This window comes from Catellatospora tritici (assembly GCF_019083965.1).
In the GTDB taxonomy this organism is placed as follows: Bacteria; Actinomycetota; Actinomycetes; order Mycobacteriales; family Micromonosporaceae; genus Catellatospora; species Catellatospora tritici.
On sequence record NZ_JAHRCY010000014.1, the window covers coordinates 1,940 to 16,349 of the forward strand.

Sequence of the window (14,410 nt, forward strand, 5' to 3'; positions counted from 1 at the left end):
TCCAAGACCTCGGCAACGACGGCATCCACGCCGACTACCACCACGCCACCTACCACGAACACTGACCCGGATCACCGCACCCCAACCCCGCAGACACCAAGGTGCCGCCGACCTGACCCTCACCGCGCGCAGCTCACACGTATGAGATTGGCGGCTCACACGTGTGGGGTTGTACGCACAACCCCCCACGTGTGAGCCGCCACCAGACCACCCTCCTCGCGCCGCCCACTGACGCAACACGCACGCCCCCGCCCGCGACGTCACCCGTGCCAACGCGGCAGTTTCGTGGAGACTGCGCGAATCCGGGCCAAGATTCCGGCACTTTCCTCGAAACTGCGTCAACGCCACCAGGCGGGCGGGTGTCAGTGGCGCGCCAGTTGGGAGCGGCGGCGCTGCTCGTCCATGAGGCGGTCGAACTCCGTCCGGTCCAACAGCAGGCCCGCCTCCGCCGCGATCTCCGCGGTCAGGTCGACCGGGAAGCCGTGACTGTCGTGCAGCTCGAACGCGACCGCCGCGGGCAGCTGCCCCGACGCCCCTTCCAGCGCCCGGTAGAGCAGGTGCATGCCGCGCCGCAGCGTACGGCCGAACGACTGCTCCTCCCGCGTCACCACCTGCCCGATCAGCTCCCGCGCCGCCACCAGCTGCGGCCACACCGAGCCGGACGTGTCGACCACGGTGCCCGCGAGCTCGCCCAGCACCGGACCGTCCACGCCGATCTGGCGCGCGTGCCGCATCGCCCGGCGCAGCAGCCGCCGCAGCACATACCCCCGGCCGTCGGTCGACGGCAGCACCCCGTCCGCGATCAGGAACGCCGCCGCCCGAACGTGGTCGACCACCACCCGGTACGACACCCGCAACCGCTCCCCCACCGCCGCGTAGTCGCCGCCGCTGAGCTGCTGCAACCTGGTCAGGGTCGGCGCGAGCAGGTCGGTCTCGCACAGGTGCCGGACGTCCTGGAGCACCAGCGCCATCCGGTCCAGCCCCATCCCGGTGTCGATGTTGCGGCCGGGCAGCGGGCCGAGGATCGGGAAGTCCTCCTTGCCGTCGCCTTCGCCGCGCTCGTACTCCATGAAGACCAGGTTCCAGAGCTCCAGGAACCGCTCGGTGTTCACCGCCGGGCCGCCGCCGGGCCCGAAGCCCTCGCCGCGGTCGTAGAAGATCTCGGTGTTCGGCCCGCACGGGCCCGGCCCGCTCATGGACCAGTAGTTGTCCACCATGCCCAGGCGCTGGATGCGCTCGTCGGGCACGCCGACGCCGCGCCACAGGCGCGGCGACTCGTCGTCGTCGCGATACACGGTGATCCACAATCGGTCCGGATCCAGCCCGAACCCGTCGGTGAGCAGCTCCCACGCCCACGCGATCGCCTCGCGCCGGCCGTAGTCGCCGAACGCGAAGCTGCCCAGCATCTCGAACGAGGTCGCGTGCCGGGTGGTGTGCCCGACGTTGTCGATGTCCACGGTGCGCACGCAGCGCTGCCGCGACATCAGGCGCGGATGCCCCGGCACCCGGTCACCGAGGAAGTACGGCTTGAACGGGACCATGCCCGCGCCGGTGAGCAGCAGCGACGGATCGTCGGGCACCAGCGACGCCGATGGCACCTGGTGGTGGTCGAGCCGCTGGAAGAAGTCGAGGAAGGTACGGCGGATGTCGTCGGAACGCATGATCGGCCTCGCAGTCGGAAAGGTCCGGTGCCGCGCTCGCAGAACCGGGGCACAGCCCGGCCCTCGCCGCTGAGACGTCTGGGAGCGCGATGGGAGATGGCAGGCGGACACGCCGAGCGGGGCCGAGGGGTCAGGCGAGGACGCGGTCCTCGGACTCCTGCTCGGCGCGGCTAGCTCGCCGTCCCGACATCATCTGCGCTGTTCCGATCACTCGATCCGGCCGCCGAAAGGGCCGGTCCTCTCATTAGTAGCCGCAGGCCGGACCCGCGTCAACCCGTTTGGGTGCGGGCCCGCACGTGGCGCGGGCCCGCGAGGGAGGGACGGCGTCAGTGGCAACTGCCGGTGCCGCTGTCGTTGTACGTCTTGCCCGCCTGCGGCACGAACTGCCAGTCGTAGCCGCTGGCGTGCAGCGTGAACTTCAGCACGCCGAACGTGTTGTTGTTCCGGGCCTGGCTGTTCGGCTGGATCGTGCCGAAGCTGTACAGGCCGGCGCCGCCCATGCCCGCCACGAACGAGCGCAGGCCGCGCGCGTTGTCGAGGGTGCCCGCCGGGTTCATCGGCGCGAACCGCTCGTACTGGTGGTTGTGGCCGAAGACCACGACGTCGGCGTTGTAGTCGTACAGCGCCTGGTAGAGCGGGCGGGTCGAGGTGGACGGGGCGTGGTTGGCGCCCGAGGTGAACAGCGGGTGGTGCCAGTACGCCAGCGTGCACGACTTGGTGCTGGCCGCCAGGTCGCCGCGCAGCCAGCTCTCCTGGGCCGAGCCCGCCGACATGCTGATGTTCGAGTTCAGCGACACGATGTGCCAGTTGCCCAGGTCGTACGAGTAGTACCCACGACCCGACGGCCCGGCCACCGACCCGAAGTAGTTGTAGTAGCCGGTCGCGCCGGAGGTGTTGTAGTCGTGGTTGCCGGGCGCCGGGCGGGTACGCGCCTTGTGGCGACCCCAGGTCGGCTCGTACAGCGAGTTGAACTCCGAGGCGGTGCCGTTGTCGTACACGTTGTCGCCAATGGTGAAGACGGTGCCGGAGATGCCGTCCAGCAGCGCGGCCGTGGCGGTGTCCCCCGACCCCGTGGTGGCGATGTCACCGGCGCCGACCAGCACCGGGTCGGCCGCCGCGGCGCCGCTGGCGGACGGGCTCGGCGACGGCGCGGTGCCGGTGGTGACCACGAGCTGCGGCGAGTCCGCGCCGCTCTCGCGCGAGTCCCAGTACGCCCCGTCGGAACTGGCCGAACTCGCCCCGACGCTGAACGTGCCGTTGCCGGTCACCAGCGCGGTCACGTCGACCTCGTACCAGCCGTTCGACGACACCGAGCCCAGGCTGCCCAGGGTCGCGCCGTCGAGGGCGGGCTGGTTGTTCCAGGTGGTGCCGGTCTCCGACCAGGTCGTGTTCGACACGGCCTTGAACGTGCCGCCGTTGTCGCTGCCGCTGTTGCTCGCGCTGTGCCGCAGCCGCAGCTTGGCACCGGTCACCGTGCCGGAGACGCCCGAGACGGTGAAGCGGAGGAACAGGCGCCGCACCGGGGAGTTGTCGACGTCGAGTTCGGCGGCGGTGCCGTAGTTGGTGGATGCGGTGTCGCTCTGCACGTACGTGTCGGCGACCGGGGTGAACGTCGTGACCGCCGCTGCCGCCGTGTTCGCGGAGGTGGTCAGCACGATCGCGACCGCGGCGACGATCAGCGTGAGCGCCGTCCCGGCGGTCGTGGCCGCGCGGAGGTGTCGGGTGCCCATCACGTGGTCCCTTTCTAGGGGGTGATGGCTGTCGGGTTAGACAACCGACAATGCAATTTAGGGACGGAGCAGGGCGGCTGGGACACATCGGGGTGAACACAGCGCTAGCTGAGAATGAGTTCTCTACCCGTTCTGATGGCTTGGCGATGGGACGTCGAGTCGGACGTACCCGGACAAGATCCGCTGTCGGCGCGATCGGGCCTGGCGGGGTGGCCAATTTATCGACTAACAGTGATGCCGAAGGACGCCGTGGGGCGGATTTGAGAACATTTGTGCGAGTTTTTGTTGACGCCGGTCACATCGGGTCACGGTGAGGCGGAACCGATTGGAGATCCGCCGGAGGGCCATGCTAATGTTCTCCCGTTGCCAACGAGCGCCGCTAGCTCAACTGGCAGAGCAGCGGACTCTTAATCCGCGGGTTCGGGGTTCGAGTCCCTGGCGGCGCACGGCGAAAGCCCCGCTTGACCTGGTCAAGCGGGGCTTTTTCATGTCCGGATTCATCGCACGCTTGTGTTGATGTGCTCAATGTGTGCTCGCATGCGCCATGACCAGCCGATATATGGCGTAGGCGCCGTCACCACCCGTTCTTTGATCTTGTTTTGAGCGCAAGATCGGGACCAGCCGGTGTCGTTTCGGTAACGCTTTCCGGTTGGCATCCAGAGCGGGTGCGAGTGGGCTCGCCGGACCGGCCTGGTCGGCGGGGACTTGCAGGATGCGGCGGGAGCCGAGAAGGGGTGTGGCCGTTATGGGCGACGACGGATGGTTCTCGGTGCGGTGCATCGTCCGGTTCCCAGGCGAGCGGCGCTCCATGTTCGAGGAGCGGATCACGCTGTGGCGGGCCGCAGACTTCGACGAGGCGGTGCGCCGTGCGGAAGCGGAGGTCGGCGAGTACGCGGACACAGTCGGTGGCGAGTACACCGGTCTGGCTCAGGCATACGAACTCAGTGACGAGCCGGGCGACGGAGCCGAGGTGTTCTCCCTGATCCGCGACAGCAACCTCGACGTGGACGCCTACCTCGACGCTTTCTTCGACACCGGCAACGAACGGCAGGGCGATGTCACCGAGCAGTGAGTCGGTCCCCGTTAGTGATCGACGGGTGCTGGCACGTTCACGTCTGCGGGAACAGTGCGCCTGATCGTGCAGGCGCGAAGGGCTCTACAATCCTGCCGATGCTGGTGCGGAGGTCGTGGGCGTCCGGCTGGCGGTAGCCCGGTTACCGGAGGCCTTCATGCGAGAAGATCACCCGATCGACCGTCTGGTTGCCGTGGTCGAGGGACCGGTGTCCGGCTCGGTCGCCGACTCGATGCGGGTGTTGTCTCAGGAGTTGGCCAGCCAGCGGCAGTGGGTCCTGGGGCCGCCCGAGCTATTCGATGAAACAGACGTTCGTGATGTTCGCTCGATGGGGTTCGTACTGTCGATTTACACAGCGCGGCCACCGTGGGGCGAGCAGATGGATCGCACGCTCGACCGAGCCCACTTGGGCGAGGTCAAGGAGTTGCTCGGCGAGATCTGCCGAATCTCTGGCGAGCGTCATGTCACGTTCGTCGTTGATTTCGCCGGAGAGTCGATCGGCACGGTCTACGAAGGCCGTATGGACGAATCGCTCAATTTCGGCTTGATCGGTGAGTGGGAGCGCGTCTTGGATGAGCGAGACCTGTGAGCCCGCCGCCGTGCGAGTTCGGAGGCGAGAGTGCGGGGCTGGAGATGGCGCGCAGGTAGGACCCTCGTTCGCCGACCGAGTCAGGCCCGACTACATATAGGACAGGAACGAGACGTTGACCAGCCTGACGCGGGCAAGTCAGGACGCGTGTGCCACGGCGCTTCGACGCTACCGGTTCGTCGCCAAGAGTAGAGGCCTGCTGCTCCAGCCGAGCGGATCCGGAGAAACGTCGGGATGGCTGGGCCTGAACCTCGCCACGTGGTCGCTGCCTCACGTCCTGCACGTCAATCCAGTGGTTGGCGTCAGGCACAGGTCGCTGGAGGCCATCCTCGTCTCGACCGCAGGCTGGCCGGCTCCAGTGGCCTCCGTGTGCAGGCCTCTGGGCTACCTCACGCCGCAGAACACCTTCCTCCAGTGGGACTTCTCCGCCACCGACGACCTGACGGCAGTCGCGGAGGACCTCGCGACCGCGGTCGCGACCTATGGCCAGCCGTTCATCGACAAGTGGTCGGACTGGGACGCCTTCTCCCGCGACGTCGCCGACTCCGGACTTCTCCTTGATCATGACCGTCACCTGGTGCTACCGGCGGTCGCCGCGGTAAACGGCGACTGCGAGCAGGCCGACCACCTGATCCGCCAAGAACTCGACCGCACCGCAGGTGGGCAAGACGCCTACTCGAAGGGGTACCGCGACTTCGCCCAGCGATTCCGACAGACGGTGCTGGCACACTGATATCGCCAGATCAGCAGGCACCGACAGTCGGCGCCGGTGTCGACCGGCTCCGCCATGGTGATCTGCTCATGTTCGGGTTAACTGCCGCTACCGCGATCTTCCGCTTGCGCAGGTGCAGCCTGCGGGTCAGCGGCGTCTGGGGCTACAACTGCATCCACGGGAGCAGGTGGGCCGGGAGCCGAGACATCTCCGGATCGGCGGTTGGACTCGACCCAGGAGTTCACGCTTTCTTAGGTCCAGCCATTGATGAGTTCCAGAAATGCCACAGTCGGTCAAAGCCGCAGTCGGCGAAGCGGGCCGAGGCAAGGATCGTCACCCCTTTCGCGCAGGTCCTACCTGGCCGCGGTAACGGGCGAGAGCCGCCCCGATCGCCACGTCCCGCTCCTTGCTGATCAGCCGGCGGGGCAGCCATACCGACCCGGCGGCCGGCGCCGAGACGATCCAGAAGTCGGAGGTCTGGTCGACCTTGGTGATCGCGTGCCACCGGATCAAGGCCTCATCCGCGGCTGAGATCTGGTGGATGCCCACCGCGTCGACCCGGACCGTGATCGGGGCGTAGCACCAGTCTGGCGTTGCTTCGATCCAGTTGTGTCCGGTCCGGGCAGCCTGCCACAACCAGTTGCAGGTAAGCCACAGCAGGAGCCATACGGCGAAAGAAGCGGCCGGGTAGGTGAGCACGACTCCCTTCAGCGAGAGCTTGTCCCAAGTGAAGGCATCCGCGATTACGTAGAGGACCACCGCCGCCGCGATCAGGTTGTTGCGGTTGCGGGTCCGGTGCGCAGTCCAGGCCAGCCGCCGATATTCGGCGCGGTCCCACATGACGGTGACTTCGACGGAACCGTCTTCGTTGTCGTCCATCCGGGCAGTATCGCCACCGCTCCCGTCGCGGGGCATCAGCCACGAAGATCATGATCGTCGGCCACAAGTCCGACCACGTGAACGCCCTGCACACCCCGGCGAAGGGCACCACTGGCGCGGCGCACCTACGATGCCGGGCTATGACGACCGCGAACCGCCCCACACTGGCCTGCCCACTGTGCCACGCAACCAGCTTCACCCAGCACGAGGGGCGCCTGGACAGCAAGTGGGGCTTCACCTCACACAAGATGACCTTGCTGATCTGCGACAGCTGCCGGTATGTGCTGCACTTCTACGACCGCAATTCGATCTTCGACTTCGACTGACCCGCCTACGGGGCGACGGAGCGCCAGTCGTTGTCGAACGCCCGGGTCAGCGGCCCCGTGATCGGGCCCGCAGGTATTCGACGGTAAGCGGAAGCGGCGCCGCGTCGGCGCAGCATAGCGGCCTTCGGAGAGGGTGGTGCCAGCTCGGCGACGCGACGCACATGCTCGGCCTCGGCGAGGAGCAGGCCAAAGAACTTAAAGAAGCCGACATCAAGGCTCAGTTCACAGACGACAACCATGCGGTGTGGAATGCCGTCGAGGCCGCCTTCACGGCCAAGTATGGCGAAGGCGCGCACATCGAGAAGATCGGGTTCGCCAAGGGCGATTATCGCTTTCCTCGACAAGACCAAGGCCGACACGCGTCGGCCGCCGGGCGTGAAGGCGCTGGAGGCTAACTTCAGCGCCCTGCTGGCGCACCTGACCAGAACCCTTCGCGTCACGCGCGGCCGTGAGGAAGACGCCCGTCGCGACAACCGGCTCCAGCGCACCGTTGACAACTTCCTCGCCGACTACCAGACCGGCGTCACTCGTGATCGCGCCATGCAGCTCATCGGCGACATCGACGCGACACTGGACGACTCCAACGCCACCGACGACGTCCGGCAGGCCGTCGCCAAGCTGCGCAGGGACTTCAGGCTGGAGACCGAACCCACATCCCCCGTCCCTGAGTATGAGCTCTTCCGAGAGCGGCTCACGGCAGTCAAATATCAGCAGCGCATTTCCGACCAGGGCACCGCTGCAGTTCAGTAGACAGCACATGCCCCGATGCACGACCGCGGCCGACTCCGATCACGCCGGGCGGGCCGACACCCCCGCCCGGCGCACAGGCGGCCGATCCTTCCAAAGCGCCGATGCGGCCGACCTCGCGACCACCACCGCGCATGCGCGGTGGTGGTCGCTCATCTAACGGAATGAGGTCGCCGCCGATCGAGCCGGCGTGCGTGCTCGGTGCGTGCTCGTACGTCGCGTACGCTCCCAGCACCATCCGGCAGGAATCGACGAAGCCGGTGATCGCGTTTGTCGCCAACGACGCCGTCGGGTTCGTCACTTCCCGGCCGCTCCCGCTACCTGCCGAAACGCGCGACACTTCCCGGACTTCCATGCCCATCAATCGAACAAGAGGCATTCAAAATGCAGTAATGAGAGTGACCCTCAGCCGGCTAGGGACACCAGCCCGGCAATTCGATGAGGTATCCCGCGCCCGCCTGCCGCTCATGGATCACACCGATGTCTACTCAGCCAGACCGAACAGCGGTAGGCATGGCTGAAGGCCGTGCACCTGCACGGGTGGGCGGGCGGTGGTCCGCCAGTCGTGTCGGGTCAGCCGCAGCCGCTGGGAGATCCGCAACCGGCCTTGCACGGCCCAGCGGGCGATGCCGTCGGGCTGGTAGCCGAGCTTGGCCGACACGCGCAGCGACGCCGGGTTGTCCAGGTATGCCGACGACACGAGGTCGGTCGCGCCGAGGTGCTCGAACGCCAGGTGTGCCACAGCGGTACGCATGAGTGTGCCGATGCCCCGGCCGTGGTGGCGCAGGCCGAGCCAGCTGCCGGTGGAGCACTCGGTGGTGATCGCGAACTCTTTGGCGCTGATGGCCTGCTGTCCCACGACCGTGCCGCGGTGGAGCACGACCAGCGGCAGTGACCACGCTTCGGGTGTCCACCGGCCGAGTGTCGCCCAGTGGTGGGTCACCACCGACCGGGCCCGGTCCGCCGCGCTCTGCTCGGTCCACGGCACGCCGAACGGCATCATGCCCGGCTCGTGCACGCCATCAGCGGCCACATCGGCGAGCTGCCCCAGTTGTTCCGGGCTCGGCAGCCGCAGCTGCAGGTCGGCCACTTCGATCCGCAGGCCCAGCAGCGGAAAGTGATCGGCGATCATCGCTTGAGTGTGCGCGTCCGATCCGGTCGGCCTCAACTCGTTATCCCGGACAGACGCAGGCCACGGGAAGCCCTCACGCGCTCAGCCCATACCGGAACACATGATCGAGAAGTGAAGGCAACCGGCGGCAGCAGTCTCACGTCCGCCTGTTTTCGGCCACGGGACCGGGTCGACCACGCTTGAGGCGTTCGGCAACCTGTTTGATGTCGGATTGCGATGGCAGGTGCACCCTGCCGAAGGCCGCTGCCGTACGGAGCTGGACTGTGTCGATGTCGAACCCCGGCTCGGCACCTCTCAACAACTGCTCGGCACGCACCTTTCGACCGGCGTGCTGATCGCGGAACTTCGCGTTGGCCACATACACGATCAGCGCGGTCCGCTCGAACCAGGCATCAACCCGGAACAGCGCATCGGCGACTGGATGCATCCGCACATCCACGCCGGCAGCGCGCAGATTGGCGACGACCCACAGTTCACGCAGGAACGAGTAGTACGCGTTACCGACGCGCCAGTGCATGGCGTCATCCACCGATGATCTCGGCAGCCCGGTTGCGAGCAACTCCTCCGACTTCTCCGCAATGGCCCTGCCAAGCATGGCGTATCCCGTGCGGTCCGACCGGAAGAACGTGATGAAGTCGCGCCACGTCGGGATGGCTTCGGACTCCTCGAGGAGATGGTGCAGAACATGGGTGAAGGCGAAAGCCGGGTTCCAGTCGACGACCGGCTTGACCGACTCGGCGACGGCGCGCGAAACCTCACCCAAGGCGTGCTCGGTGCGCCTGCACACGTCGGCGACATCCGCCACGGTGACCTGGTAGAGCACTTCGGTCACGTGCTGCTCAAGGTGGGAGACGACCTGTCCGTAGCGAGGGTCGACCTGCCAGGCGGCAAAGGCACGCCGAGTGCCGGGACTGTCGAAATGTGTGCGCACGTCCTGGATGGTGGTCGCCCCAGCCGGAGTGGCGGATACCGCATCCATGGAATTCCTCCAGCATTCCCTGTCCGATATGGATGGCCGTACGGTATCGGTCGGGTGCGACAGCCACGGCCCCGCCCGCATTGCGGCGGTGAACACACCTCCGCTACCGTGCGGCAATGCGCGATGAGCCGACACTCTTCGACGTCTCGGGAACCGACGAGACAGCATTGCCCCAGCAGCGTTCGGCCGATACGCCGATCTCGGGCGATGAGGCTTTGGCGGAGGTCGAGTTCTGGTTCCGCAGTCAATCGGACATGGAGTCACGCTTCGCCGCTTGTCTCCGCCAGTCCATCGACGAGGTTCTCGACGGACAGCGCACCGGACGCTTCGATGTGGCGAGCTTGGAAAAGACCGAGAAGACCTACCTCGGCACGAAGGTGGAGATCGTGTTGCGGGACGAGTTCGACCTCGGACGCGGTGCGGCCATGGATTACATCGTTGCCGGACATGAGGTTGACGCGAAGTTCACCAGCGGTGGCAACTGGACGATCCCGCGAGAGGCAGTGGGGCACATGTGCCTGCTCATGGCTGCCGATGACGAGCGTTCACGGTTCCGCGTAGGTCTGTTGCGCATCACCAACGAAGCGCTGAACGCCGGCACCAACCAGGACGGCAAGCGCACGGTGTCCCAGCAGGGGCGCGCGTCGATTCGCTGGTTGGTCGGCGATCGGCCGCTACCGGAGAACCTGCTGCTGCAGATGCCGCCCGCCGACCGCAAGGCGATCTTCTCCGCCTCCGACGGCTACCGCGGCTCGGGCAATGGCGGCCAGCTGCGCATCAACGAACTGCTCCGCCGGGTTCACGGCCGCATCATCGACCGCACCACCGCGGTCACCGTCGCACGCCAACTGGATGGCCCCAAACGAGTACGCGACGCGCGCAACCACCTGCGCGGGGAGGGCATCGTCGTGCTCGGGCACCAGGAAGATCACCCTCGCATTGCCCAGGCGCTACGACTGCCCGTGCCGGCGAAGGGCTCATGGGTGGCCACTCGTCTTGTACGTCACCCGGCCGGGGATCCCGACCGAACCGTCGTCATCGGGGGCTGCCGTTACGCTGTCGCGCTGCCCGGCGAGCCGCTGGAACCTGCCCCGTCGTACTACCGGACTCAGCGGTTGCGTTCTGACCCAGCAGATATGGCTTGATGTGCCGCGCGATGGCCTCCGCCAGGCGAGGAGGAACCGCGTTGCCGATCTGCTTGGCGATCTCGATCTTGCTGCCACACCACATGAACTCGTCCGGGAATGACTGGAGCTTCGCCGCCTCCAGCTGCGTGATGGGGCGATTGACGTTGCCAGGATGCTCGCGTTCCAGCCAGTGCGGGTGCAGATACTGCCCCTTCTCCGGCTTGTAGAACTCGGTCCGGATGGTCAATGACGGCGCGTCCCAGCGCATCCGCCCCATGACGTCGGTGGTGCCGGTCTTCTTGTTCCGCCAGCAATCCGACAGCAGGTGATCGGGCAGATCGAACCTGCCGCCACCCGGCGGAATGTGATCGTAGCGCTCCAAGGATCGATCAGTGGGATTACGGCCTATGTGCAGGTCCAGGCCCTTGAAGACACCGGCGACCTCCCGGCCAAAGTAGTTCGCCTTCGACGCAGGCAGTTCCGTGGTCGTGGGCGTCGCGGGCAGCCCCTCGATCGCGTCACGAACGGTCGCCCACGGCTTGAGCCGCACGCTGTCCAGCGTGTCGGGCTTGGCGTGGGTCCGCTCCGGCATGGGGATCTTGCCGATGCGCGAACCGATGACGATGGCCCGTGTTCGTCGCTGGGACACGCCGAAATCCGCCGCGAGGAGAAGGTCGTGCGTGAGTTCGTACCCTTCCAGCAGCCCTCCGGGCAAGACCTCCGCCAGCAGGAGTTCGAACTCCGAGGATGACCTGAAGCGGTCGACATTCTCGATCACGAACACCTTGGGTCGGGCATGCCGAACGAAACGGATGTATTCCTTCCACAGCTTGTTGCGTGGATCGTTCACATCACGGCTGCCCAGGTTGGAGAAGCCCTGACACGGCGGCCCACCGATGATCAAGTCGGCGGGCGGAATCTCCTCATCGGGGATGTGGGCGATGTCACCCCAGCGCGTGTGCGACTCGCCGAAGTTGGCCGCATATGTGCTCGCCGCGCTGTAATCCCATTCGACCGACATGATCGGGCGGTAGCCCTTGGCGCTCACGAAGCCTTGGGTCATGCCGCCACACCCGGCAAACAAGTCGATCATGGTGATGGGACTGGGCATGGAGACAGGTTAGGCCAAGCCCCCGACAGCCGTCCGAACGCCCGGCCGATCGTGATCCCGTCGACTCCGAACCGTTGCGGCCACCCTGGCAGCCGCCTCCACCGCCGCCTCGTGCTCCCAGACCCGCATCGACAGCCAGCCGGCCGCTGCCAGCTTCGCGTCAGTGTCGGCATCCCGGGTGCGATTCCCTTCGATCTTGGTGCGCCAGAACTCCTCGTTGTTCTTCGGCCACGTGGCATGTTCGGGACAGCCATGCCAGAAGCAGCCGTCCACGAAGATGGCGACCCGCGCACGCGTGAAGATCACATCGGCCTCGCGGCGCACACCGGCCAGGGGCCGGCGGTGGACACGAAATCGCAGGCCCATTCGGTGGAGCTCACGTCGGAGGACGAGTTCGATCGCTGTATCGCGGGCACGCTGGCGACTCATCCGCGCCCGCACAGCGTCGGTGGCCTGCAATTTTGCCGCAGGCGCCGTCGGCTCGCGGTCCCGCTCAGCCCTCATCGTTTCACCGCCGCCGCATCGATGCTGTTCCGGATATTCGGGTCGCCGAAGTCGGCATCCAATGCTATCGCCACGCGATCGGCATGAATGCCGTGCATTCGAGGAGTGCTCGCCACCGTGACCGGCCACATCCCGGCTACGGCTAGAGTCGCCGCGTGACCGCGACCGAAGACGAGGCTCCGTCCTGGCTGATCCCGCTCCTGGGTTATCGCAAAGCAACCGAGAAGCAGCGAAAGCTGTGCCTGAAGTTGTTCGGCCACGCACACGCGCCGAACATCGCCGATGCGACGAGCGCTGTCAGCACTCGGATCGCGGGCATCGCCTACGACATGCTGAAGATCTCCAAGACTGACGCCGCCGACCTCTCAAAAGCGGACGAATCAGCCGAAGACGAGGAGCCCGGCACCGCAAAGCCTCGCGGCAAGAGTTCGGGCATCGCCTTGGAGCGCCTGATCCGAGACGACCTCGCCACGGTGTTGGCGGCCGGCGCGTCCGAGCGCGGCTGGACGGTGGAGTGCGGCCGCAAGGCATCGTCCTACCGGCAGTTCTCCCACCTCGACGCCCTACAGGAACTGTTCGTGAAGCAGCCCGAGCTGCGTGCGGCGGTCGGCCAGGACTACCAGGTGCAGACCGATGTCTGTGTGGGTCTGCCCGCGGGTGGGCCGGCCGGCGGAGAACTGTTGCACGCTGCCGTATCGAGCAAGTGGTCACTTCGCTCGGACCGAGCACAGAACGTCAGGCACGAGTTCGGGATGCTGGTTCGCAACCGACGTGGACGGTTACCCCACCTCGTTTTGGTGACTGCGGAGCCGCTGCCGACACGTTTGCTGTCGATCGCCAGAGGTACCGGTGAGATCGACGCCGTTTACCACCTGCTATTCCACGAGATTGCGCAAGGGGTGCAGACCTCCACGAAGAAACAGCGCGATGCCTGGGATGAGCTGGTGGGACAAGGCCGCCTGCTGCCGTATCGGGCGTTGGCGCACACACTGGCACATGGCTAGTCACTCGAGCAGCATCGGCGTGTCAGCCCGCGCGCCGCGATGGTGGGCGTGGACGACGCTGTGCAGCCTCGCCAGTGCCGCGAACCCTTCCTCACCGTCAACGAAGTCGCTGTAGTGGTTCGTGTCCGAATTGAGCGCATAGAACGGATCGTGGTAGGTCACCGTGAAGGTGTAGTGCAGCACCTCACCGTCCCGCTCGACCACGGCCGCGTATCGGCCGTCGCCCAGGCCACTCAACTCCGCGAGGACGTACTTCACCGGTACCTCCATAGGGGATCTTGGGCTGTCCCCATTCTGGGTGAAAGCACGCCGGCCGGGTGCCCCGTGACGACGACACGGGCCGTCAGCCGACAAAGTGCCGACGGCCCGTATCGCAGTCGGAGCGCGGCGACCTCAGCTGGTGATCTTCGAGGCGATCCGGGCCAGGATGGCAGCCGACTGGTCCTGGCTCAGCGGCGGCGCCGCCTGGGCGGGCGAGTCCGATACCGCCGGGTCGTCGCTGCCGTGTTCGTCACCTCGATGATCATCCAGCGACCGTCGGGCAGCGTGGCGTCCGCGCTGAACCGCGCGAACCCGTCCGCCGCCAGGAACCGGGAGACCCGCACGGACAGGCCACCTGCCGCCACGGTGCGGATGTCGCAGTCGGTCAGCGGGTGGGCGGCACAGACCATCTTGTCCCGGGGCATGGTCTGGACCCACAACCGCAGGTTGCCCAGCCGCCCCGCGTACGCGGCGTTGGCCTCTTGGTCGCGGTGAACTTCCCGTCCGCGGTGAAGACCAGACCGGGGGCGCGGCCTGGCGCAGCACCATCACGGTGCCGAGCGCCACGACCAGGAC

Annotated in this window: 17 protein-coding genes and 1 tRNA gene; 9 read left to right on the forward strand and 9 right to left on the reverse strand. The window is 66.7% G+C overall.

Going from position 1 to position 14,410, the window contains the following annotated elements:
* Positions 1–362: 362 nt before the first annotated feature.
* The gene (gene alaS / locus KUA19_RS27745; protein ID WP_217400668.1) at positions 363–1,661 is read right to left on the reverse strand and encodes an alanine--tRNA ligase; all 1,299 of its coding nucleotides are present in this window, start codon (positions 1,659–1,661) and stop codon (positions 363–365) included.
* A gap of 326 nt (positions 1,662–1,987) precedes the next feature.
* Complete coding sequence (locus KUA19_RS27750; protein ID WP_217400669.1) at positions 1,988–3,391, reverse strand: CBM96 family carbohydrate-binding protein; 1,404 nt, start codon at positions 3,389–3,391, stop codon at positions 1,988–1,990.
* 373 nt (positions 3,392–3,764) lie between these two features.
* Between KUA19_RS27750 and KUA19_RS27755 the strand changes: the two genes are divergently transcribed.
* From KUA19_RS27755 to KUA19_RS27770, 4 genes are all read left to right on the forward strand, one after another.
* A tRNA-Lys gene (locus KUA19_RS27755) sits at positions 3,765–3,837 on the forward strand.
* A 299-nt stretch (positions 3,838–4,136) separates the two neighbouring features.
* A complete protein-coding gene (locus KUA19_RS27760) occupies positions 4,137–4,463 on the forward strand; it encodes a DUF4288 domain-containing protein (protein ID WP_217400671.1) in 327 nt (108 codons plus the stop codon).
* A 115-nt stretch (positions 4,464–4,578) separates the two neighbouring features.
* Positions 4,579–5,052 (forward strand): hypothetical protein, encoded by a 474-nt coding sequence (locus KUA19_RS27765; RefSeq protein ID WP_217400673.1) that lies wholly within the window; start codon positions 4,579–4,581, stop codon positions 5,050–5,052.
* Between the two features lie 115 nt (positions 5,053–5,167).
* Positions 5,168–5,785 carry a hypothetical protein gene (locus KUA19_RS27770; protein ID WP_217400675.1) on the forward strand — a complete coding sequence of 206 codons (618 nt, stop codon included), beginning with the start codon at positions 5,168–5,170 and terminating at the stop codon, positions 5,783–5,785.
* 312 nt (positions 5,786–6,097) lie between these two features.
* Here the strand turns inward: KUA19_RS27770 and KUA19_RS27775 are convergent, their stop codons facing one another.
* Complete coding sequence (locus KUA19_RS27775) at positions 6,098–6,679, reverse strand: YcxB family protein (protein WP_217400677.1); 582 nt, start codon at positions 6,677–6,679, stop codon at positions 6,098–6,100.
* A 104-nt stretch (positions 6,680–6,783) separates the two neighbouring features.
* On the opposite strand from KUA19_RS27775, the gene KUA19_RS27780 reads away from it, so the two are divergent.
* The 3 genes from KUA19_RS27780 (at position 6,784) to KUA19_RS27790 (ending at position 7,719) form a co-directional block, all read left to right on the forward strand.
* Positions 6,784–6,969, forward strand: a complete 186-nt coding sequence (locus KUA19_RS27780; RefSeq protein WP_217400679.1) for a hypothetical protein — start codon at positions 6,784–6,786, stop codon at positions 6,967–6,969.
* 161 nt (positions 6,970–7,130) lie between these two features.
* Entirely contained in the window at positions 7,131–7,364 is a 234-nt protein-coding gene (locus tag KUA19_RS27785) for a hypothetical protein (protein WP_217400681.1), read from the forward strand.
* A complete protein-coding gene (locus tag KUA19_RS27790; RefSeq protein WP_217400683.1) occupies positions 7,345–7,719 on the forward strand; it encodes a hypothetical protein in 375 nt (124 codons plus the stop codon). Before KUA19_RS27785 ends, KUA19_RS27790 begins: the two co-directional genes overlap by 20 nt.
* A gap of 481 nt (positions 7,720–8,200) precedes the next feature.
* Here KUA19_RS27790 and KUA19_RS27795 read toward each other — a convergent pair whose 3' ends face one another.
* Both KUA19_RS27795 and KUA19_RS27800 read right to left on the reverse strand, forming a co-directional pair.
* On the reverse strand, positions 8,201–8,848 hold the full coding sequence (locus tag KUA19_RS27795; protein WP_217400685.1) for a GNAT family N-acetyltransferase: 648 nt from the start codon (positions 8,846–8,848) through the stop codon (positions 8,201–8,203).
* Between the two features lie 136 nt (positions 8,849–8,984).
* Positions 8,985–9,827, reverse strand: a complete 843-nt coding sequence (locus tag KUA19_RS27800) for a hypothetical protein (protein ID WP_217400687.1) — start codon at positions 9,825–9,827, stop codon at positions 8,985–8,987.
* A gap of 116 nt (positions 9,828–9,943) precedes the next feature.
* On the opposite strand from KUA19_RS27800, the gene KUA19_RS27805 reads away from it, so the two are divergent.
* Complete coding sequence (locus tag KUA19_RS27805) at positions 9,944–10,972, forward strand: NaeI family type II restriction endonuclease (RefSeq protein WP_217400689.1); 1,029 nt, start codon at positions 9,944–9,946, stop codon at positions 10,970–10,972.
* Here KUA19_RS27805 and KUA19_RS27810 read toward each other — a convergent pair.
* Together KUA19_RS27810 and KUA19_RS27815 are read right to left on the reverse strand one after the other, a co-directional pair.
* Entirely contained in the window at positions 10,863–12,065 is a 1,203-nt protein-coding gene (locus KUA19_RS27810) for a DNA cytosine methyltransferase (RefSeq protein ID WP_217400691.1), read from the reverse strand. The genes KUA19_RS27805 and KUA19_RS27810 overlap by 110 nt on opposite strands.
* 9 nt (positions 12,066–12,074) lie before the next feature.
* Positions 12,075–12,569, reverse strand: coding sequence for a very short patch repair endonuclease (locus KUA19_RS27815; RefSeq protein ID WP_254550244.1), 495 nt, complete (start codon positions 12,567–12,569; stop codon positions 12,075–12,077).
* A gap of 155 nt (positions 12,570–12,724) precedes the next feature.
* Between KUA19_RS27815 and KUA19_RS27820 the strand changes: the two genes are divergently transcribed.
* Positions 12,725–13,573, forward strand: a complete 849-nt coding sequence (locus KUA19_RS27820) for an NgoMIV family type II restriction endonuclease (protein WP_217400693.1) — start codon at positions 12,725–12,727, stop codon at positions 13,571–13,573.
* On the opposite strand, the gene KUA19_RS27825 is transcribed toward KUA19_RS27820, so the two are convergent.
* Together KUA19_RS27825 and KUA19_RS27830 are read right to left on the reverse strand one after the other, a co-directional pair.
* Positions 13,574–13,831, reverse strand: coding sequence for a hypothetical protein (locus tag KUA19_RS27825; RefSeq protein ID WP_217400694.1), 258 nt, complete (start codon positions 13,829–13,831; stop codon positions 13,574–13,576).
* A 191-nt stretch (positions 13,832–14,022) separates the two neighbouring features.
* Positions 14,023–14,259 carry a hypothetical protein gene (locus KUA19_RS27830; RefSeq protein ID WP_217400696.1) on the reverse strand — a complete coding sequence of 79 codons (237 nt, stop codon included), beginning with the start codon at positions 14,257–14,259 and terminating at the stop codon, positions 14,023–14,025.
* Between the last annotated feature and the right edge of the window lie 151 nt (positions 14,260–14,410).